The organism is Rufibacter soli (assembly GCF_054781795.1).
On record NZ_BAAGTS010000002.1, the window covers coordinates 900,265 to 922,022 of the forward strand.

Genomic DNA, 21,758 nt, shown 5'->3' on the forward strand with positions numbered 1-21,758 from the left:
ATCATGAAGCCAACTCCCAGAATTCTGCTGCCTTTCAATTTCACGGAAGGTTGCGTGGCCGCGCTTCAGTACGCCAGCCAGTTTGCCAGTTACCTGAAAGCCGACCTTGTCCTCCTGCACTGCGCCGGCGAAGAGGTGTTGACCCCAACCTTCCAGAGTCACCTCATGACCCGTCTTCGGTCGTTCACAGACCGCTACATGCCTATGGCCTCCCATACCATTACCCGGTTTTGCGTGGTGCGCAACGGGTACCTGCGCGAGAACCTGGCCTCTGTGGTGGAGTACCACAACGTAGACCTGCTTATTTCCAGCCCAGAGGCGTTTCTGGGGTATAAAGCCTCCGGCGATGTGGTTTCCCTGAAGGAGTTTGCCGGTTGTCCCGTTTTGATTGTGCCGCAGGAAGTAACCTTTAAACCGCTCCGTAAAATTGCCTACAGCCTAAATTTTGACGACATAGACACCAGTGTCATCCAAAAGATACAGCACCTGGCCCAGGCCTTCGGGGCGTCTATTATCCTGCTGCACCTGCACCGTAAAATAGAAACGGTGACTTTATGCCAGTTTCAGAAAACGGCGGCCAGCCTAAAAACCCAGTTCCCAGAGGCTCCCATGTCGGTGGTGTTTCAGGAGGAGGAAGACCTGCTGGAAGGGCTCAACGACTTTGCCGAAGTCCATGCCCCGGACCTTTTTGTGATGGCCACCCGTGACACCCACCTGGTGCATGAATATTTCTCTGGGCATTACCGCAAAACCAGGGCTTACCACCTCAATACGCCGTTCCTGAATCTGTACCAGGCCCGTATCACGGCCTGCTCAGGAAGCTGCCTCCATTGCCAGGATGATGCCTTGCCGGTTGAGCAGGAGTATAAGTCCGTGATCTCCCGGAAGGTGCAGGTGGCTTAGGGACTTAACTCACAGAGAAACAGAAAGCAGAAGCCCCGTCATTTGGCGGGGCTTCTGCTTTACTGGCTTTATCGGTTTTTAAGAGACTAAATTTTGGTGACAGGCGCCATCTTTACCCGTTCAGGCGTAAACTGGCGGGCTTTAAACCCGTCTGCAAACGCAGAGAAGCCTACAAGCAAAAGCAGGAGCAGGTTTTTCATGAGAGAGCGATAGAAACGGTAAAAGCCGTTTTAAGGCTGTTTTTAAGAAAACAACGCCAAACGGCTTTTATCTACTTAGTCTTTCTCTATTTTTTGCGGGCCGGGTAGGACTGCGGTTTCCGGGGTGGGGCAGGAGTGGCGGCGGGCTTTTTCTGGTCTTCGGGGCCGCGCATGTGAATAACCAGGCCGTTCAGGAAATTGCGCAGCAACTGGTCGCCGCAGGGCTTGTAGTTGGGGTGGTCCTCCTTCCGGAAAATGGCGCCCAGTTCGCTTTTGGTGATGTTGAACTCCACCAGCTTCAAAATGTCTATAATATCATCGTCGCGGAGTTGGAGCGCCACGCGCAGTTTCTTCATGATATCGTTGTTGGTCATGGGCTTTATCTATAGGCGAAAAACAAAAATACAACCTTCTGCCTCAATTCAACGGCTTTTGGGCAAGAGCGGTTAAATTACGGGGCAGCCCTTATCAAAAATCGGAACCCCTAAAAAGCGTTTCGGGCCTGTTTTTTGAAAAACAGGCCCGAAACGGAAGGTAACTTATAAAATCAAACGGCGCTAATTCGTCTTCGCCGCAGGCTTTTTACCCTGCAGTTTCTCCAGCGCTTTTTCCCGCTTGAACTCCATTTTGCCAAAACGGTAATTGAAGCTTACCCGCACCACGCGGTTATAGACGTTATTGACATTGAAATTGTCTGAGTTGTTATTGTTCACCGTGGTCCTGATGGAGTTATTGCTGAACAGGAAGTTCTCCACGTTCAGGCTCACACCCGCCTTGCGCTTAAAGAATTCCTTGCGCAGGCCCAGGCTGTAGGAGTAGTTGTAGGTGCTTCGGGACTGCAGCGAAATACGCGGCGAGTTGAACGAGGCGGCCACTTGCGCACTGAAATCCTTCTCAAAGCGGTAAGAGGCGTTGGTGCTCATGGTGTACATAAACCCGGCCTTGCTCACGCGGTTCTTGCCTACCATGCTGTTAAGCTCATTGTAGAAGAGGTTCAGGTTCAAGCCTACCTGGGCTTTCTGGGAAAAGCGGGTGGAAGAGGAAAGGCTGGTCCCATAAATGGCGTTTTTGCCCAGGTTAGCGAAGGTAGTGTTAAGCGTGTCATTGTTCTCCTTGATGGGGAACTGGTAATGGGCAATGTCATTGTTGGTCTGGCGCCAGTAGGCAGAGGCGTTCAGGCTGGTGGTTTTAAGCAGCCAGCTAAAGTTCAGCTCTGTGTTATGCGTGAGTTCGGCGTCCAGGTCTGGGTTACCGTACCGAATGTTGAGCTGGTTAGACTCATTGCGGTAGGGGTTGAGTTGACTGATGGCCGGCCGCTGAATACGCGTAGAGTAACTTAACCGCAGGCGCTTGCCGTTCTCAAAGCTGCGCATGAGCATGAGGTTAGGCATGAAATTCTTGAACGGCTTGTCCAGGTGGGTGTCTATGTTGTTGGTGTTGAAATCACCGCCCACATTAGTGTACTCATACCGCCCGCCCGCTCTCAGGGTGTATTTTTTCTGCACCCGCAAGGTGTAAGAGAAGTAAGAAGAATATACGTCCTGATCATAGCTGAACAGGTTAGACCGAATGGGGTCTTGTTTCAAAGGCACATCCGCGGACTTGGAGAACAGGAAATCATAGTCACTGGTGGAATGGCGCAGCTCGGTTTTCAGGCCAACTTCCAGGGTGCTCGTTTTGGAGATGGGGTGGGTGTAGTCCAATTTATAGGTGATTTCACGGCTGGTGCTGTGGTTGTCACTTTCCTCCAGGCGGGTAATCACATCCAGGTTGTTGTCCTCCACCAGGGCATAGTCACTTTTCTGGCTGTTTTTATTGAAGCTGGCCGTCATCTCCAGTTCCTGCCCTTTTTTGGCGAATTTCTTTTTGTAGTTCAGGTTGGTGTCTAAGCCCCTGTTGTGGCCCTCATTGTCAATGTCCCTGAACCGGTAAGAACTGGGTTGCTCCTCGCCCGAAGGCGTGAACTGGCGGGTGGTAAGGGTGCGGTCACTCAGGTTTTCGGCCCCGTTCACCCGCACGCTGGCGCTCAGGCTGTTCTTTTCATTGAACTCATAATCAGTGGCCAGCTGGGTGAAGAGCGAGCGGCCGTCATTCTCAAAGGTGCTGTTCTGCTCAATCTGTTTGGAGGGAGTCCGGATGAGGTTTTCCTCCTTGAAATAGACCTGGTCGGACTCGGCGTCGCCGATGCGGTCATTGAAGTTGCCGCCCACGCTGGCCCTCAGCCCTAGTTTCTTTTTCTTGACGTTGAGGTTGGAATTCAGGCTGTTGGTCATGTTGCCGGTGGTGGCGGTCACCGACCCAGTCATGCCCTCAATACTGCTTCGTTTGGTGATGATATTCACCACGCCCGCGGTGCCTTCAGAATCATACTTCGCCGACGGGTTGGTGATCACCTCCACCGATTTGATCATGTCGGCTGGTATCTGCTGCAGGGCCTCGGCCAGGTTATCAGCCAGCATGGTGCTGGGCTTGCCGTTGATGAGGATTTTGATTTTGGGGCTGCCGCGCATCTCCACGTTGCCGTCTATGTCTACGGCCAGCATGGGCACTTTCTTGAGTACATCGGCGGCAGTGCCCCCAATGTTGGTGATGTCATTCTCGGCATTGTAGACCAGTCCGTCATCAGTTTCCTGGATCAGGTCTTTCTCCCCGGTCACTACTACTTCTTCCAGGGCTTTGCTGTCTGAGGCCAGGCCTATCTGGCCCAGAGCCAGGGGAGACGTACCGGCAGGCACCGAGATGGGGTGCAATTTAGAAACGTAGCCCACAAAACTAATGAGCAAATCATAGTCACCCGGCGAAACGCGCGGGAAGGTGAAGTTTCCGTTTTCATCGGCGGGCACGCCGGTGATGGTTTTGCCGGCTTTGTCATGCAGGGCCACGGTGGCAAAACCCACGGGGGCTTTGGTGGCGCCGTCTACCACGGTGCCAGAAACCGGAACGCCCGTGGTTTGCACCCAGGCATCGGAGGGGGCAGGAGCCGCCACTGCACCGACCGCCGGGGCAAGCGCCAGCAGGGCGAAAAGCAAAAGTCTAAGGTTGCTTTGGAGGTAAAGCTGTTTCATAAATGGCAGGCAAACCAGGTTCTCCTATAGGAAAGCAAAAGGCGGAAATCCTTTTGTTGACCGCAGGCGAGGTGTACAATCAAATAGATAAGAGTCTCTTTGACAGCGAGTCTCTTTAATGGTTTAACAGCCTGCGTAGTAAATTCTTAAATAAATTAGGCTGTGGCGGGCAAACTGTTAACCAGAGGTGGGATCAGGTAAAAATAGGGCAAACAGCAGTTCTGCCCAGGAAGGCCGGACTTTCAAAAAAAGCTGTTTTAAGGCTGTTTTCAGAAAAACAGGCTTAAAACAGCCAGGCACTTTGGTTCTAATAGCCGCTGCCCGATTGGGCAAAAAGCTAATAGGTGAGCAGCTCCACTTTGCCGTCCATAGTGGCAGCAATGAGTTTGCGCTTGGGCAGCACGTTCACGGTGTTCACCATGGAGTTGTCAATCTTGTGGGCCCAGTTCACTTTCTGCGTTTTAGGGTCAATGCTGTACACTACGCCGCTCTTGGTCCCGAAGAACACGGACCCGTCCCTTTCCACCAACATGGACGGCACGTGCTCATACCCAAAGCCGGCGTTCATTTTCCAGGCCAGTTGCGGCGCTGTTTTGTTGGTTCTAAACGCTACTACCTCGTCCTGCATGGTTTTGCCATACACCAATTGCTTGTCCGCGGAGAGGCCGATGGACTCGCGCACGGTGGCTTCCTTGCTGCGCCAGAGGGCTTTGCCGGTGGCGGCCTCAATAGCGGTGATGAACCGGTCCGGGGCCACAATATAGATCACCCCGTCATGGGCCACAGGCGTCACCATGGCCGGGGAGAACATGCGGTTGGCCGACCCGTTGTCCCATTTCCAGGCCAGGGAGCCGTCTTTCTGGTTCAGAGCGTACAAATGCCGGTCCCAGGCCCCAAAAATCACTTTGCCCTCATATAATAAGGGTTTGCTTACCACCGGTCCCTGCAGGCCGGCAAACTGCCAGAGCTGCTTGCCAGTTTTGGCATTCAGAGCCCTGAACATGCCATCGCTTCCGCCAATATACACCACGCCTTTCTCTATGATAGGTGAGCCCAGCACTGAGGCACCGGTCTTGGTAGACCAGGCCAGCTGGCCGGTTTTGGCCTTGAGAGCGTACACGCTCCCGTCACCAGACCCAAAAATGATGTAGTTTTTATACACCTCAGGCGAGGAGAACACGCCGCCGCCCGTCTGGTAGGACCATACTTTCTTGCCGTCTTTCTCAGAAAGGGCCTCTACCTTGCCCACGCTGTTGCCAAACACCACCAGGCCTTTGGTGTAGACCGGCGTAGAGATGACGTTGGCGTCTGAATGGTAGCTCCAGGATTTCTTTACGGTAGGGTAGGTGGTATTGATAGCGTATGAGGGGCGGTCAAACTTCTGGTTCAGGTCATACTGGCGCGGTCCCAGCGCAATGCGGCGCCACACGGGTTTAGTGCCCACGCCCGGCGTGCGCTCCGCGAAAAGCGCTGAGTCTTGCCGTACCTCCACCAGGTTATAGCCGCCTATAGCGTCTTTGGCCCGCAGGTTAGAGCGGCCCATAGTGCCGGGCAGGCCCTCAGAGTCTGCCTTGCGGTTATTGTGGCCGTGGCCACAGATGGAGAACTGCGTGTTGTATTTCTTGAGGCGGTCCAGGGCGTCATACCAGTTGTCCAGGCCGTTGTCCAGGGGGTAATGGTTTGCAAAAATGATAGGCTGCGTCTTGGGGGTAGCCGCCAGCACACTGTCCAGCCAAACGGTGGCATCTCTGGGAATATGCCCGTCTGACATGCGTACGTACGGCCCAGAGGCGCAGCCAATGAACTTATAGCCCTGGTGCTCAAAAACGAACTTGTCGCTGCCAAACTCCCTAATAAAGCTCACCCCACCCGACTCTGACCAGCCCGTGTCATGGTTACCCGGCACTATGTAATAAGGTACCTTTAGCTTACTGATAATACTTTTGGCCTTCTTCAGTTCAAGGTCCGTGCCCATCTCAGTGATGTCGCCGGTGAGGAGAACGAAGTCTATGCCGGGTAGCTGGTTAATGTCTGCGATGGTGCGCTCCAGGTCCTCTTCGGCCCCGCCGTTGGGCGTGCCCACATGAGTATCAGTGACGAATGCGAACTTGAAGGATTGGGCCGCCGCCAGTTGGCATTGCAGGACAGTAAGCAGACAAATAAGCCGAAGAAGGTGCTTCATGGGAAAGAGGATTACATTGGCAGCCTTAAATATTATACATTGAGCCCGGTTAAACAACCCAGGAGCGACAACTTGGTTAACATTTTTAAAAAGTGGCATGCGCCCATTGCCTTTTTGCGTTTTGAGGCCGTTTTTGTAAAAACAGGCCCAAAACAGATTTCTGCTTGGGGCGTTTCTTAATGGGACGAGTAAATACCACGGAGCATTCCTTTCCCCCTGATTTTTTATACCTTTAAACCTTCACCTTAACCCTGAAACCTGTGAAACAATACCTGATAACCGGCCTGGATTCTACCCGCGAAGGCGCCCTGGAGCACCGCATGGCCGTGCGGCCCTCGCATTTTGAGATGGCCAAAAAGCTGAAGGAGCAAGGCAACTTCGTGCTGGGCGGCGCCATCCTCAACGACGAGGAAAAAATGATCGGCTCCTCCATGGTGGTGCAGTTTGAATCTGACGCCGACCTGCAGAAATGGCTGGATGAGGAACCCTATATCCAGCAGAAGGTGTGGGAGACAGTTGACATCAAGCCCTATAAAGTAGCCAACGTGTAACCTGCGCGCCTTCGTTTAAAGAAAGCCCTTACGTTTTGGGCCTGTTTACAGAAAAACAGGCCCAAAACGTAAGGGCTTTTGTCTGGCCCCAGGATTAGGCTTACGGGGTAGGCGGCGGGGGCATGGCCCCGGATTCCACCGGTACCCCGTCTGAGTTGATGAACTGTACCTGCTGCCGAGGGTACACGGGAATGATAATGCCCACGTACTCGGGTTTGTTCAGCTCCAGGGTGGTCCTGATGGTCAGTTCGCTTTTCCATTTGCGGCGCTCCCGGGCCCCTACCAGATAGCGGATGGTAATATTGGTCCAGGAGTCATCTGAGGAGACAAATACCTGCGGCTTCTCTGAGACGTGGTCCGGGATGCCAATGCTTTGCAGCATCTGGGCGTAGGCCCGGGCCGGCTCCACCATATAGTGCGCCAGCAGTTCCTGGGCAATGCGTTCCAGCACCTCCAGCGCCTTCTTCAGGTCAGACTCATTGGCGATGGAAACGGTGAGCTCGTCCCAGACATAGGGGAAATCACCGGTGAGGTTAATGACCGTGCCGGAGAGGATCTCATTGTTGGGGAAGGTGACCATGCGGCCGGTGGGCTGCTCGGCCTGCACAAAACCGGGTTGATACGGGGCGCCGATCTCCCAGACGGTGGTGGTGAGGAAATCAATGCGGTACACATCCCCGAAGACCTCGCCCACTTTCACGCGGTCGCCCACCCGGTAATACCCCTGGAACGAGTTGAGCAGCCAGCCCGTGAAACTCTCAATGGGCGTCTGCAACGACCAGGAAAGCGCCAAACCAATCAGCCCGAAAGACCCTACCAGCGCCCTGATGTCCCCCGCCACGATACTTACCACTATGCCAATGCCCAACAGCCAGATGGCCAGCGAGATAAGCGTGCTAATGGCGCTTCCGCTGTGCCAATGGCCAATGAAGCGCCGCACCAACGCTCTAATAAGGCGGGTCAGGAGCCAGGTGAGCAGTAGCGCCGCCAAGGCAATGAGGAGCTTGGGCAGGTTGTAGTAGAAGCTGTCCCATAGGTTTTGGAGCGCACCAATGGCCTCATCGGTGGCTTCTTTGCTGGATAGGGCCCTGGGGGCAGCGGCGGCAAGGGAGTCTACCGCCGGGGTTTCTTTGTCCTCAAACCCCAGACCGGCCTCTGAGGGCGAAATCAACAGCAGGAAAAACCCAGTGATGGCCACCGCCAGAATGGAAGCCTGCCGAAAATTCTTCAGCCTTTTTTCCGCACCCTTCACGGCAGAGCCCCGCCTGAGCCACCTCTTTCTTTTTCTAGTGGAGGTTGTAGCCAGGGGTTTTACAGCCGACCGCGCGGCGTACGTACCTTTTTGGGCCGGGGCAGCATATAGACGGGAGATCCGTTTGTCTCGGGAAGAAGTAGGCATGGGCGTTTCTAAGGTGAGGTAAGCGGTAGAAGTCAACCTTCTTTCCTGGAAAAGGAGTTGAATTCCTATACGCAAAAAGCCACGAGAACGCTTAGAACACGTTTATTTAGGAAGCTTCCGTAGACACTGGCAATAAATCCAGTTCCTGGGCGTACGGTTGCAGGGCTTGAATGATAAAGGCAATGTGCTCGGCTAGGTCCAAACCCATCAGTTCGGCGCCCAGGCGTACTTCGCCGCGGTCTACAGAGGCCGCAAAGCTGGCCTGCTTTAGTTTCTTGAGCACAGATTTAGCCTCTAAACCCTCCAAACGCTGCGGACGCACCTGTGCGCAGGCTACCACAAAACCCGTGATCTCGTCGCAGCCCAGCAGGCCTTTGTCCAGCAGGCTTTCATGCGGCACGCCCCAGTGGCTGTAGTGGCCCGAGATGGCGTGGGCCATCTCATCCTCTCCGCGTTCGCGTAGGAGTTGGGTGATCACGTGCGGGTGCTGGGTAGGGTGAGCCTCGTAATCGGCGTCATGCAGGAGACCGGTGTTGCCCCAAAGCTCGGGGTCCTGGTGTAGTTTCTGGGCGTAGGCGCGCATCACCAGTTCCACGGTGCGGGCGTGGCGCAGGAGGCTGTCGCCTTTGGTATAGTGCTGTAGGATCTGAACGGCTTCTTCTCTGGTCATAAAGGTGCGGTTTAAACCAGTAAGGTACGCACCGGGCACTAGTTGCGCAAGACCGCGCCGGGGCGGGAAAACCTGTTTTAGGCCTGTTTTCCGGAAAACGGGCCCAAAACGGAATGCCTTATGACAGGATGCGGAGGTTGTCAGGATGGATGAGCTGGGTGGCTTCATAGCGGCCTTCGCGCGGACCGTTTTCCAGCTTGAGCACGCCCCGGGGGCAGACCGTGGCACAGATGCCGCAGCCCACACAGGCTGCCCGGATGATAGGCTGACCCTGTTGGGCGTAATGCCGCACGTCAATGCCCATCTCACAATACGTGGAGCAGTTGCCGCAGGAAATGCACTGGCCGCCGTTGGTGGTGATCCTGAACCTGGAGAAATGCTTTTGCAGCAAGCCCAGGTAGGCGGCCATGGGGCAGCCAAACCGGCACCACACCCGGGAACCCAGCAATGGGTAAAAGCCCACACCAATCACGCCCGCGAATATAGACCCAATCAAAAAGCCATACCACTGCGCAAACGTTCCGGAGATCTGCCCCAGAATAGCGCCTTGCGTGTAGGAGTTCACCCACAGCAAAATAGTGAGCAGGATAATGGCCCCGAAGATGGGGTAGATGAGTTTTACCTCCAGCCGCCAGGCCTTGCGTGACCGGTCGGCTAAATGGCGGTAAGGGTCACCGGCGGTCTCCGCCAGGCCGCCGCAACCGCAGACCCAGCTGCAGTACCAGCGCTTGCCGTAGAAATAGGTCAGAATTGGGGTTGCCACCAGTGACATGACTGCGCTCCAGAACACCAGAAATACGCCCAGGCCAAACGGCTGCTTCAGAAGGTCGGCCACAGTGCCCGGGAACAGGTACTCATATTTAAGCGGCCAAAAGTAGCTGAAGTAGAACTCGGGGCCCTGGAAGAGCACCATCAAATGCGGTAGGATAAAGGCAAACACCAACTGAAAGAACATCACCGACAGCGTCCGGATGACCTGGTAGCGGCTGTGCCGATACTTAAACAGCGCTCGCACGCCCATGAGAAGCACGGCAAACGTGTAAAAGGCGCCATACAGAAACCAGTTGTCGGCGGGGCGGTTCCGCATGAACTGGCTCATTCCGTCAAAGGTCCTGATCAGGCCTTCCAGCACCCAGGGGAACCAGTAGAGCACTACGTAGAAGCCCGTCAGTAACAGGGCTACCACCCAAGCGCTCCAGCCTTTACTGGTTTGACCTTGCCGCCAGACGCCCACGTTGGCCAGGTGCGACTGCTGGGCAAACCTCAATTTGAAATACCACAGACTGCCAGCCGTCAACGAAACCAAGCCTGCCACCAAGGCTCCCCAACCCAGTGCTGGCACCGCCAGCGGCGAAAGCCCCAGGGCCAAACCCGCCAGTACCAGCGCCAACGACGCTTTCTCTGCCCAGGAAAGGGCAGGAAACTCAGAATGGCCTAACGCAAGGGAGGTATCTTTCACAGGGTTTTAAATTAGCGGATGGGTTGATTTGAAGATTTGGGAATGAGAAAATTTGGAGATTCGGGATTGTGAAGATGAGTTTATTTTAATAGACATATGACCTAAGTGCCCGCATGGGCCCGGCTTTTGGGCCTGTTTATAGAAAAATAAGTCCAAAACAGGTCCCAAGCTAAAGCCGAGCAGTGGCTTGCGCTTAGCAAAGCCTATATATAAGGGAATAACAGCTAAACCAGGACTAAACGCCAAATCACCTGAAACTCTCCCGTATTCCCATTCTCTCAATCACTAAATCACTCATTAATGATGATGATGATGATGATGATGATGATGGTGGTGGTCCTCGTCCTCAGGTTTGGCGCGCAGGTTTTGGATGGCGCCGAACACAAACAAGGCACCCCAACAAAGGTAGAGGTAGTTAAAGGACTCTATCTCGCGGCCCCAAAGGTGCAGGAACAGATGCGCCAGCGCAGACATGATCAGCCCCGTCACAGCGACAAACTGAAAGGAGTTCATGGCTTTGGGGTTATATAATTTAAACCATTCCATAGGTCAAAAGGTAAGCGCTTTTCTAATTAGAGACTAGCGCGGGTAGTTAAATACTCCTGATATACGTTGAAAATCTCTTTTTGCGGCAAACGGTGGAATTCGGGGTCAAAGGCGGCCAGTTTCAATTGGGGAATGACGGTTTCCAACGTAGCCTCTTGCTTGATCCAGCGCTCGCAGACTTCCTGCCGGAACCGGATGTTGAGCAGGTTGAAGCCGGTCACGGCCTGGTTTTCTTGCTGGAAGTAGATGCGCAGGCTCTGCCTTTTTTTAGGGTTCTGCCAGAGCAGGGAAGCAATACCTTCGGGGTGGCGGGCCGGCACGGGGCCGTAGCTCTGATATTCCACCTCAAAAAACTTAGCCGAGTTAAACCAAACGCCCCTGGCATACGGGGTGCGCCGGCCGGCCAAGGTCATGCCCACGGTCTCGCCCTGCAGCCGGCCCGTGTACCAGAGCTGCTCTACGGCAACCTGGCCCAGGGGCGGCTCTCTGAACTCGGCGCAGTCGCCGGCGGCGTAAATACCGGGCACGCTGGTCTCCAGAACCTCGTTCACCAAAATACCTCGCGCCGTGTCCAGCCCGGCGGCTTTCGCCAGGTCAATTTGGGGTTTTACGCCAATGGCCATTCCCACAAATTGGCAAATAAGCTCTTCGCCGTTTTGGGTCCGCACCGCCCGCACGTGCCTGTTCCCATCTGCAAGCACTTCAGCTACCTCGGTTTCCAGCCGCACTTGTATTCCCTGGTCCTGTAGATGGCGGGCAATGAGGGTGGCTTCCTCGGGGGGTAGGTTGTTGCCCCAGTAATGCGTTTCGCGCACCAGCATGGTCACCTCAATGCCCCGGCTGCGGAGCATCTCGGCCATCTCCACGCCAATGAGGCCGCCCCCGGCAATTACTGCCTTGGTCACACCTTTGGTGTTTTGCTCCATCAGGTCCAGGTCCTGCCAGCTGTAGAGGCCCTGTACCCCTTTGGCTTCTATGCCAGGCAGGTAAAACCGGTGGTAGGTAGAGCCGGTGGCCAGCAGTAGCTGGTCATAGGTTAATTGGGTGCCATCCTCTAAAATAAGTGATTTCTCCTCCGGCACTAGGCCGGTAACCGTAGCCTGCAGGAGGTCCAGCCGGTTTTCTTGCCAGAACCAGGGTTCATAGAGCTGTAAATGGCGGGGTTGCAACTGGCCCAGGTACACGTACATAAGGGCCGTGCGGGCAATGGGATAGGGAGTTTCTCCTGAAATGATGGTGATGCGCGCCTCCGCCGACTGCCGCCGCAGCGTGAGGGCCGCCGTGATACCGGTAATGCCGTTGCCAATAATCACTGTATGCGACATGTCGTAAAGGTACGGATTAGGGGCCACAACTAAGAACCCATTTAAGGCGAAGCTGTTTCGAGGCCGTTTTTTTCAAAACAGGGGTAAAACAGCCACACATTCTAAAAGTTTTGGAGGGTGCACGCACCAGTAAGCGCCAAGAAAAATCCCCGTAAAAAAGCAAAGGCCTCTATGGGGTAGAGGCCTTTGCTTTTTTACGGGGATTTGCTACAATTTATTTCTTGCGGCTAGGGGAAACTTCCTGCACTAAAGACAAGAAGCTAGCCTCTGGTTTTGTTTTGAAGGCGGCGTACGCATCAACCTGACGGCTTGACAAGATCTTGAACAGTTTGTTCTCAAATTCTTCGTCAATCTCATGAAGTTTGGCGTTCATGTTTTCTGTGTCGTTCTGGAACATTCTGGCCACTTCGGCGGCTTTCGCCAGGCGCTCAGTGTTCAGAGTACGTACCTGAATGTATTCATTCTCATTTAAACCCATGTTCTGGGCCATAAGGCGAGAGATAGAAAGCGAGGTTTTCTCAACCGCTCCGTCAGCAGGGGCTTGGGCAGAGGCGGTGAAAGCACAGGCAACAAAAAGGCAAAGTGAGAGCGTAAAGTTTTTCATGGGTAAAGAGTTTGGGTGGTTTGTAGATGTAGTTGGAGACAGTGAAAATTCTAAAGAATATCTAATTGCTGTATTTGTGGGTTTTTACGCCTTTGCGGGAGTAAGGTTGCATGCGGCTAGATATTAAATTCATTTTATTAAAAAGTTAAAACTGATGCATTTGAATAGTGCAAAAATTTGCCATTTCTTAATATATAATAATTTTAATTTTTAATATATATCAATACATATATAAGTGAATAGTGTCTGGATGGAAGAGACGATTTCTGTTTTCGCCTTCCAATTGGGGCAGAGTTCCTGCTAGCCATATGCCAGAATATGCCCCGCGGTATTTAAGGGGATAAGCGGGAGTAAAAGGGATTAAAAACGGGGTGATCCTCAATGCAAAGGAGTGGGCCAGGATGACCTTATTATGGCAAGAGCGAAAAGTTAGTCTGGCGATTTCTTGTTAAAAGCAGAGGTGCCGTTTTGGGCCTGTTTTTCAAAAAACAGGCCCAAAACGGCACCTCTTAATAAGTAGGAATTTACCCTGTTACCAGAGCCACTCCGGGCAAAGCATGCGGGTTTTGTTCCGTAGTTTCACTCCCACAATTAATTCATGGCTGCCGGCACTGGCGTTGTTCAGGCTGGAAGTAGTCAGGTCATACGAATACCCAAAGTCCAGCACGTGGTTTACGTTCATACCCGCCAGCACCGCTACGGCATCTTTATGCCGGTAAGACACACCCGCCCACATACGGTTGGCATAAGTGGCCTTGAAGTTCACATCTACAGACAACGGACTTGGTTGCGCCAGCTTCATCATCACAGACGGCTCCAAAGACAGATCATAGCGTATCCGAATGCGGTATCCCCCTGTCAAAAAGTAATGGGGCTGCAGTTTCTGCTGTGCCACTTGCAGACCTTCATTCCCCGAGATAGTGTTGGTAAGCAACTGCGCCGCGGAAGCCCCCACGTAAAAGAAGTCTGAGTACACCCAGGTGCCTATCCCCAGGTCAAAATTAGTCTTAGACATGGTGCCCGCCAGCAACGAAGGGTCATTCTGGTTGTTCAACCGAATGGCGTTTCCGTTCAGGCGCGTCTGCACAAAGCCTCCCGCCAACCCCACGGACATGTTCACCTTTCTGGTGATGGGGTGGTGGTAAGCGTAGGTCAGGTTCACATTGGTGGCGCTCAGCGGGCCGGTTTTGTCTACTTGGGCCACGGCGCCAAAACCGTGGTGCGGCCGGGCCTTGTGGTACTTAGCCGAACGCGGGTTTTTAGACGGCAACTTAGGCACAAACCCTTTACCGGTGCCGGGGCCTTGCGGCGAGTTACGGTCATTGAACCCGAAGGACGAATGGCCACTGATGTAATAGGTCACAGGTGCACCGTCTACGCCCACCCACTGGCGGCGGGTCCCCATCCGGACGTCGGTGTAGCTTTCAATGCCAGAAAGGGCAGGGTTCAGCAAAAAGTTGTTGAACAGGTACTGGCTGTACTGGGCTTTCTGTTGGGCCATAGCCGGCGTGAACAGAACAATAAATACGATAAGGTGGGCAAGCTTCTTCATCTGGGCTTACTTAATAAGGGTGACGTTTCCGGTAAGGGGACTCTCTTTATCATCCAGTCGGATGAGGTAATAATAGGTAGCGGCCGGTAGCGGCTGCCCGTTCAGGCGGCCATCCCATGGCTTTTCATACCCTCTGGATTCAAACACCTTATTTCCCCAGCGGTTAAAGATCTCCACCTGGCTGTTAGGGTAGTTGCTGAGGCCTGGCAGGTCCCAGACATCATTGATGCCATCGCCGTTGGGGGTGAACCCGTTGGGCACTTCCACCGGAGGCAATACCGTTATGGTTACCTGGTCTGAGGAAGTACAGCCGTCTGGCGTGGTCACCGTCACCGTGTAGGTGGTAGTGGTGGTAGGCCGGGCCACCGGGTTGGCGATCTTGTCATCACTCAGGCCCAGGCTAGGCGACCAGGAATAAGAGATTCCACCCTTGGCTTCCAGCTCGGCAAACCGTCCGGTAATGATGGTGACATCAGGGCCGGCGTTGGCCGTAGGAGCGGGAATATTCGCTTTCACCGCTACCATCTCGCTGGCGCAGTTCTGCACTACAGCGCGCACATAATAGGTGGTGGTTTCCTTAAGAACCGGCGTAGTGAACAGTTGACCCGAGCCCAGTAATTTCCCGCCTACCGGTTTGTCAAACCATTCAAGCACGGTTGGAACGGTTCCGTTAGGGGCGGCCTGCAAGGTGGCAGGGAAGCCGGCGCAGATAAAAGCCTCAGTTACGGTGGGCGGCTGGGGCACCGTCACGGTTACTTGGACCACGTTGCTCTCGGCAAGGGCGCACCCGCCAGAAAGCACTTTTCTCCTGAACCAGGTGGTGCGGGTTAGGGCCGCCGGGGCGTAATGCTGCTCAGTGGTATTGCCAAAGGCCGTCCCGAACCCTGAAGTGGGGCCAGAGGTGCTGCTTTCCCACACGTAAGTAAAGGAACCGTTTCCGCCTTCAGGCAGAGTGCCGGTCAAAAGCGCGGGAGCAGCGTTCACACAAACCGTCTGGTTCGTGGAAATGCTGTTGCGGGTGATGGCCGTGTAGACCGTAACCTTTACCACGTTAGATTCCAGCGTAATTGTGCCGGAGCTTACTTTTCTCCTGAACCAAGTGGTTTGAGTTAGGGTACCCGGCATATAATCTTTGGTAGCAGGGTTGCCGGTGGCTGTCACAAAACCAGATGTGGCCCCAACCGTGCTCATTTCCCATACATAATGGAAAGTACCATCACCGCCTACGGGCTCAGAGCCTACTAATAATTTGGGCGTGGTGGCGTAGCAGATGCTTTGGTCTTCCAGAATAGTGTTCTGGGACAGGCCTGCGTTCACGGTTACTTTCACTACGTTGCTGTACACATCACAGCCGCCAGAGATCACCTTGCGGCGGAACCAGGTGGTTTGGCTAAGCGTGCCCGAGGCAAACGTCTTGCCTGTGCCGCCGCTGATAGCTGTGAACGAAACTCCGTCCAGGCTACTTTCCCACTGGTACTGGTAATTTCCAGCGCCGCCGGTAGGCGTGGTGCCAGTAAAGGCGGCCGGCTTGCTGTTGATGAAAATGACCTGGTTGTCCTGGATAAAGTTATTGATGATGGAAGAGCTTACCGTCACTTTAATGGCGGCGCTGGTTTGGGCCAGGCATGTTCCTGATTTTACTACTCTTCTATACCATGTGGTTTGGTACAGGGTGCCTGGGGTGTAATCCTGCTCCTGGTTAGTGCCGGCGGCCGTGTAGAAAGCCAGGCCGTCGGTGCTGCTTTGCCATTGGTAGGTGTAGGCATTGGTACCGCCGGTGGGCAAAGAACCTGTAATAGTGCCTGAGTTGGTACCCGCGCATATTTCTTGTACCCCGGTCAGGATATTATTGGCAACCGGAGGCTGCACCGTCACCTGTACCGCCGTTCTAGGACCGGCGCAACCGCCGGCTACCGCCTGTACATAATAAGTAGTGGTCTGGTTAAGGGCGGGGGTAGTAAAGGCCGGACCAGAGAAAAGTGCTGCGCCACCGGTTGGTGCTGCAAACCAGGCGTAGGATAAATCACCAGACGGATTCTTTACCTCTAGGATTGCCTTTTCTGAGTGGCAAACGGTGGCGGCAATCGCCTCTGGAGCCGTAGGCAAGGCAGTAACAGTCACTTTCACTTCGGCTCTGCCTGGCGACACGCAGCCATTGGTGGTCACGGCCTGAGCATAATAGGAAATGTTATTCTGCAGGGTAGCCGTGGTGAAGGTGTTGCCTTCGGCTACCAGGTTTCCACCTACTGGGGCATCAAACCACTGCACTTTATAGGTGGTGGAAGAGGCGGTAGCGGTTAAAGTAGCGGTAGCTCCCTGGCAGATGGCTACGTTTTTGGCAATGGGCGGGGAAGGCAACGCAAGCACGGTGATTTTCACCACTGAGCTAGTCAATTGGCAGTCACCGGAATACGTGATTCTCCTGAACCAGGTGGTAGCCGGCAAAATGCCTGGGGCATACGTGGCATTTTCAAAAGCCCCCGGAGCGGCCGTAAAGCCCGCCGTGGCGCTGGTGATGCTTTTTTCCCACTTATAGGTGTAAGTGCCGTTTCCGCCGGCTGCGGTTGGGGCGTTTATGATAGGGGCCGTAGACTCATCGCAAACCAGCATGTCAGCGGGCATGGTCACTGGAGTCAAAGCTGGCGTCATTTCCATTTTCACCGGGGCGGTATAGTCTACGCAGGTTCCCATGGTCACCTTGCGGCGGAACCAGGTAGGTTGCGTAAGAGCCGCTGGGGCGTAGTTCTGGGTATTATTAGTGCCTGAAGCCGGGTTAAACCTGTTGCCGTCAACGCTGCTTTCCCAGGTATACTGGGGAACACCAGCGCCACCGGTGGGTCTGGAACCCGTGATTACCGCTGGAACAGATCCCTGGCAAACTACCTGGGCCTCTGAAGTGAAGTTGTTGGCAATGGGCGGCTGCACCGTTACGGTTACCTCGGTCCGGACTTTGGCGCAGTTGCCCGGGGCTTTGCTTTGCACGAAGTACGTGGCGTTCACAAACAGGGCAGGGGTTACAAATGTGTCACCAGTGAAGACAGGTGAACCGCCGGTGGCGCTGGTGTACCACTCATAAGGTCCGCCGGGGGCGGTGGCCGTGAGGGAAGCTGAAGATCCGCTGCATATAGTAACGCTGGCTACCGTAGGCGGGAAAGAAATGGCATACACCTGAACCTGCACCGCAGGAGAGGTTTGGGTACACCCGTCAATGGTTACTTTACGCCGGAACCAGGTATTAGCCGTGATGCTGCTGGTTACATAAGATTGCTGGTTAGCTGTGCCAGCGGCGGCTCCAAAACCTTGGGTGGCGCTGGTGGTGCTGGCTTCCCAGGCATAAACAGGCTGTCCGCCATTGCCGCCACCTGGCAGGGTGCCAGAAATAGTAGTGGAAGTGCCGTAGCAAATATTCTCTGCCGGGCCCTGCACGGTATTGTTGATAATGCCCGGAACCACATTTATTTTAACGGCTTCAGATACGTTGGAACAGCTTCCGGAAACCACCAAGCGTCTGAACCAGGTGCTTTGGGTAAGTGCCCCAGGAGCATAGTCTGCAGAAGTGTTGGTGCCCGCTGCTTTGCTGAAGTCTGACCCATTGGTGCTGCTTTCCCAGAGGTAAGTATAGGTGCCAGAACCACCAGACAAGGCCGCGCCGGTAAGGGAAACAGCCGTTTCGCCCAAACAGAACGTCTGGTCACCACTGATTTTGTTACCTGTGATAAGAGGTTGCACCGTTACTTTTACCGCGCTGCGGGTGGCAGAAAAACAACCCTCAGGGGTAAGGGTAGCGGTGTAATAGGTAGTGGTAGCGGTAAGAGCCGGGGTTTTAAACGTGTTACCAGTGGCTAGTGTGTCATAGTCTTCTCCGGTGGCTGAGGCGTACCAATACACTTTGCCGCCGGAAGCAATTGCCTGTAAGGTAGCCGTGCTTCCGTAACAGGTGGAAATAGCGGAGGCGGTAGGGGGACTAGGCAGGGGCGTGACCTTTACCTGCACCGGGGTTCGGGTTAAGCTAGTACAGCCGCCACTCAGGGCAGATTCTACATAGTAGGTGGTAGTAGAAGTGAGAGCAGGGGTGGTGAAGGTGGCGCCCGTAGCCAGTGGCGTGGTAGCAGTGGGCGTGGCGAACCAGTTAAAAACAGATCCTTCGCCAGAGGCTTTTAAGGTAGCAGTGGTACCGGCGCAAATAGCGGCGCCAGTGGCTTGGGGGGCAGAGGGAGCATCCTGCACTACTATTGCCTGACTGATAGAGTCACCGGTACAGGTCGTGCTGGTGCCGGAAGGAGTAACCGCCAGCTGAATCTTGTAAGTGCCTTTGTCCTGGAAAAGAATAGAAGGTTTGGCAGAAGAGGCGTTGGTGCCATTGGTGAAAGCCCAACCGGTGCTAGGTGAAACGGTCCATAACCTGCGGTAGCCGCTGGTGTTACCGCCCACGTTGTTTCCGTTGTAGCCGCTCTTAGTGTCATCTGTGAGAGTAACGGTCTGGTTAGGGCAGAGCGTGTTGCCAGGCAGGATGCTGAAGGCGGCAATTGGCTTGGAGGAAATGACAATCCCGCTTACCTCTGCCTGTTTTGAGATACACCCATAGGCAATGGCAAACATGGTAAACCCTTTAGGCTTACCTTCAGAAGATTTTGTGAAGCTATGGACAATAGAAGACGGGATATTGCTCTGCGTGTAATAGAGCGTGTCTGTGCCGTCATCAAACCAAATGGCGTATTTGGTGGTAGAGGCGTTTCCTTCCGTGCCCGAGATACCGAATTTAAAGGCCGCCGGTGCGCAGTCTGAGGTGTTGGTAGGGCTTTGAATACCAATACCGGGGGTGCTGCCATTGAAAACCGGATACGTACTAGTAGCGGTACAACCATTCTGGCTGACAATGGTGTACTTTAATGTAAAGCTGCCCTGGGTTTTGTAGGTGTGGGAGGCCGAAGCGAAGGAAGCAGGATATTTGTCAGTGGTACCATCACCCCATTCAATAATGGCATCTTTGTTTTTAGAGGAAGTAGTGGAGATGTTGTTTACCTCCAGCTTATAATCCACTGAACCGCCCACAGAACTACATCTGGTGAAGTTCTCTTCATTGGCATCAGAAAGCGAAGCGTCCGGCTTGTCCGGGCAGGTTTGGGCGAAAGTGTAAAGGCTCCAGAAAAACAGGAGAGTGAAAAAAGAGAAGAACTTTTTCATAGGCGCAATAGGGCCGCAGGTGAAATAGGAATTTACACGAATCAAGAAAAGGCAAACGGGAGTAGCCTTTGACGCCTACAGCGGTAAAGGGCCGCTATAGGTGCTAAAGGCTATGCTAGGTTAAAGAGCTAGGGGAGAGGTTTGTCCAACCACCGGCGAAGTGAAGAAAAAGCCGGTTAGGGAAGGATATCTGGCAGCTTCTGTTTTTGGGAGAGTAGCTGCCAGAAAATGAAAACCTGAAACTTGGGATTCTTCTGAGGAGTAATTTTTTTGCATATGTTACTTTATAGGGGATTTGAAATTGATTTATATCTTTATTTTCACTGATTTTTACCTCAGTTTTAGAAATTGAATAGTGATGTTATAAGGGCGTTTCATGGCCAGTAACAGAGGGGTTTGTAACTTTAGTTCAATATCTCCGTAAAAATTCTGCTTTTTTTGGATACTTAATTAAATATAACTATTCTTATAAAACCATATAATTAATGGCGTAGGGAAAAGAGAAGGATAGCTGAACTGTTAATGTTTGCTTTTTTACCTACACTTTAGAAAGAGAATCGTAAAATATAGGACAGAACAGGATAAGAAGAGATGGAGGGGAATTTAGTTGGAAACGGTCTACTTGACTATTAAACGGGTAAATAGGATAGTTGGGCGTTAAATTAAGGGGGTTCACCTAAAACTTGCCGAAGGAGAAAAAAGTACCTCTTACCTTCGTGAAAGTAAAACAGCAGAAACCGTCTGCTGGACAAGATATTGAAAACATAAAGGAGCGGCGGGGCACTCCTGCTTGCAGGAGCGTCAAAGGTTCTGATGCTTATTGGGGGATATGCTACAGATACTAATGACAAATTGCCTCGCTTGCCCCTCCTTTTTCAGTCTCTCTTCCTACTCAGGGAGAGAGACTTTTTTTTACCCTTCGGGCACCGGTTAAGGAAGAGGTAATACTTGAAATTGACCCTTTCAAAATCAGATAAATTGGTTCATCGGGTGAATAGGTGAATTGGTCGGGTTTTTTAGACCGTTTACCTAAAAGTTCTTTTAGAACCACAGAAAGCTGCTACCTTTGACACAGTTAAAACAGCAAAAGAAGTTTACTGTTACAATATAAAGGAGCGGCGGGGCACTCCTGCTTGCAGGAGCGTTACAAGTCTTGATGCTTATTGGGGGATATGCTACAAACGCTTTTAACATTGCCTCGCTTGCCCTTCCTTCTCAACCTCTTCTTCCTTTTCTGGGAGAAGAGGTTTTTTCTTTTAGGGGTTTCACCTTCAAGGTATATTCCAGCCCCAAGCTAGCTTTTTAATTGCCTCTAGTGGTATTCACCCACGGCTGATTGCTTCCTCTATTTTTAGGAAACCAGCGCAGGGCGCGCCTACCACAATTTGCGGCTGATTTTGCGTACCTTTGGTAAAACCCTTACACCACACGTAGAGATTTCATGAACCAGCATATGACAGAAAATGAGCGCGAGGTCATCAAGCTCATCAATTTCTTCAAGAAAAAAGGAGAGCGGCTGGCAGAGGAAGGTTCCCTTACCCAGGAGCACCAAGACCTGAACGCCGCCTGTGAACGCCTAACGGAGAAAATTTACAACCACGCAGATTTCCGGCAGCAGGTGCTGGAAAAGCACGAGACGCTTAAAGGTATTATTGAAGATAACGCCCAGTGCCCCAGCTGCGGTAAGGTAGACAAACTCAAGAAAGTGGGGGTTGCCTCCAATGAACTGGGTTGGAAATCTAACCGCTACAAATGCCGCCGCTGCAACATTGAGTTTACCTGGAACCGCCCCAATAACCCCTGGGACATGATTCCTTTCCTGGAGCTTTGCCTGCAGGAACTAGACACCAACCTCGGCTCTGCCGACATGGAGCATGATTTGCGTGAGCGCGCCCAGGGAGCCCGTGACCACATGGCCGTCAGTCTGGACCAACTGCGGGCTGCCATCACCTCAGCTGATGAGGAAAAAGCCCGCATGGAGGAGCAGGACCGGGAAATGGCCCGCATGCTGCATGAGTTCAAGAAGTACCTGCTCATAGAGAAGATCAAGCTAGAGCCCTTCAGCGAAAACTAGAGAACCCGTCATTTTACAAGCAGAAGCCTGTTTTTGAGGCCGTT

14 protein-coding genes are annotated in these 21,758 nt (G+C 53.2%); 3 read left to right on the plus strand and 11 right to left on the minus strand.

Going from position 1 to position 21,758, the window contains the following annotated elements:
• The first annotated feature begins 3 nt into the window (after positions 1-3).
• Entirely contained in the window at positions 4-903 is a 900-nt protein-coding gene (locus ACYVJQ_RS05825; RefSeq protein ID WP_460892124.1) for a universal stress protein, read from the plus strand.
• A gap of 286 nt (positions 904-1,189) precedes the next feature.
• Here ACYVJQ_RS05825 and ACYVJQ_RS05830 read toward each other — a convergent pair whose 3' ends face one another.
• From ACYVJQ_RS05830 to ACYVJQ_RS05840, 3 genes are all read right to left on the minus strand, one after another.
• On the minus strand, positions 1,190-1,477 hold the full coding sequence (locus ACYVJQ_RS05830; protein WP_460892125.1) for a DUF1456 family protein: 288 nt from the start codon (positions 1,475-1,477) through the stop codon (positions 1,190-1,192).
• 183 nt (positions 1,478-1,660) lie between these two features.
• Entirely contained in the window at positions 1,661-4,168 is a 2,508-nt protein-coding gene (locus ACYVJQ_RS05835) for a TonB-dependent receptor (protein ID WP_460892126.1), read from the minus strand.
• A 337-nt stretch (positions 4,169-4,505) separates the two neighbouring features.
• Positions 4,506-6,350 carry an outer membrane protein assembly factor BamB family protein gene (locus tag ACYVJQ_RS05840; protein ID WP_460892127.1) on the minus strand — a complete coding sequence of 615 codons (1,845 nt, stop codon included), beginning with the start codon at positions 6,348-6,350 and terminating at the stop codon, positions 4,506-4,508.
• A 260-nt stretch (positions 6,351-6,610) separates the two neighbouring features.
• Between ACYVJQ_RS05840 and ACYVJQ_RS05845 the strand changes: the two genes are divergently transcribed.
• Positions 6,611-6,901, plus strand: a complete 291-nt coding sequence (locus tag ACYVJQ_RS05845) for a YciI family protein (protein ID WP_460892128.1) — start codon at positions 6,611-6,613, stop codon at positions 6,899-6,901.
• 100 nt (positions 6,902-7,001) lie between these two features.
• Here the strand turns inward: ACYVJQ_RS05845 and ACYVJQ_RS05850 are convergent, their stop codons facing one another.
• The 8 genes from ACYVJQ_RS05850 to ACYVJQ_RS05885 all read right to left on the minus strand — a co-directional run bounded on the left by ACYVJQ_RS05850 (position 7,002) and on the right by ACYVJQ_RS05885 (position 19,640).
• Complete coding sequence (locus ACYVJQ_RS05850; RefSeq protein WP_460892129.1) at positions 7,002-8,375, minus strand: mechanosensitive ion channel family protein; 1,374 nt, start codon at positions 8,373-8,375, stop codon at positions 7,002-7,004.
• A 31-nt stretch (positions 8,376-8,406) separates the two neighbouring features.
• Positions 8,407-8,970 (minus strand): HD domain-containing protein, encoded by a 564-nt coding sequence (locus tag ACYVJQ_RS05855; RefSeq protein ID WP_460892130.1) that lies wholly within the window; start codon positions 8,968-8,970, stop codon positions 8,407-8,409.
• Positions 8,971-9,088: 118 nt separating this feature from the next.
• Complete coding sequence (locus ACYVJQ_RS05860) at positions 9,089-10,429, minus strand: 4Fe-4S binding protein (protein ID WP_460892131.1); 1,341 nt, start codon at positions 10,427-10,429, stop codon at positions 9,089-9,091.
• A 297-nt stretch (positions 10,430-10,726) separates the two neighbouring features.
• Positions 10,727-10,975 (minus strand): hypothetical protein, encoded by a 249-nt coding sequence (locus tag ACYVJQ_RS05865; protein ID WP_460892132.1) that lies wholly within the window; start codon positions 10,973-10,975, stop codon positions 10,727-10,729.
• Positions 10,976-11,001: 26 nt separating this feature from the next.
• Complete coding sequence (locus ACYVJQ_RS05870) at positions 11,002-12,300, minus strand: NAD(P)/FAD-dependent oxidoreductase (protein WP_460892133.1); 1,299 nt, start codon at positions 12,298-12,300, stop codon at positions 11,002-11,004.
• 214 nt (positions 12,301-12,514) lie between these two features.
• Positions 12,515-12,904 (minus strand): hypothetical protein, encoded by a 390-nt coding sequence (locus tag ACYVJQ_RS05875; protein WP_460892134.1) that lies wholly within the window; start codon positions 12,902-12,904, stop codon positions 12,515-12,517.
• A 532-nt stretch (positions 12,905-13,436) separates the two neighbouring features.
• Positions 13,437-14,456 (minus strand): PorP/SprF family type IX secretion system membrane protein, encoded by a 1,020-nt coding sequence (locus ACYVJQ_RS05880; protein ID WP_460892135.1) that lies wholly within the window; start codon positions 14,454-14,456, stop codon positions 13,437-13,439.
• Between the two features lie 6 nt (positions 14,457-14,462).
• Positions 14,463-19,640: an Ig-like domain-containing protein gene (locus tag ACYVJQ_RS05885; protein ID WP_460892136.1), complete on the minus strand. Its 5,178-nt coding sequence runs from the start codon at positions 19,638-19,640 to the stop codon at positions 14,463-14,465.
• Between the two features lie 1,441 nt (positions 19,641-21,081).
• On the opposite strand from ACYVJQ_RS05885, the gene ACYVJQ_RS05890 reads away from it, so the two are divergent.
• Positions 21,082-21,714, plus strand: a complete 633-nt coding sequence (locus ACYVJQ_RS05890) for a hypothetical protein (protein WP_460892137.1) — start codon at positions 21,082-21,084, stop codon at positions 21,712-21,714.
• Positions 21,715-21,758 lie beyond the last annotated feature (44 nt).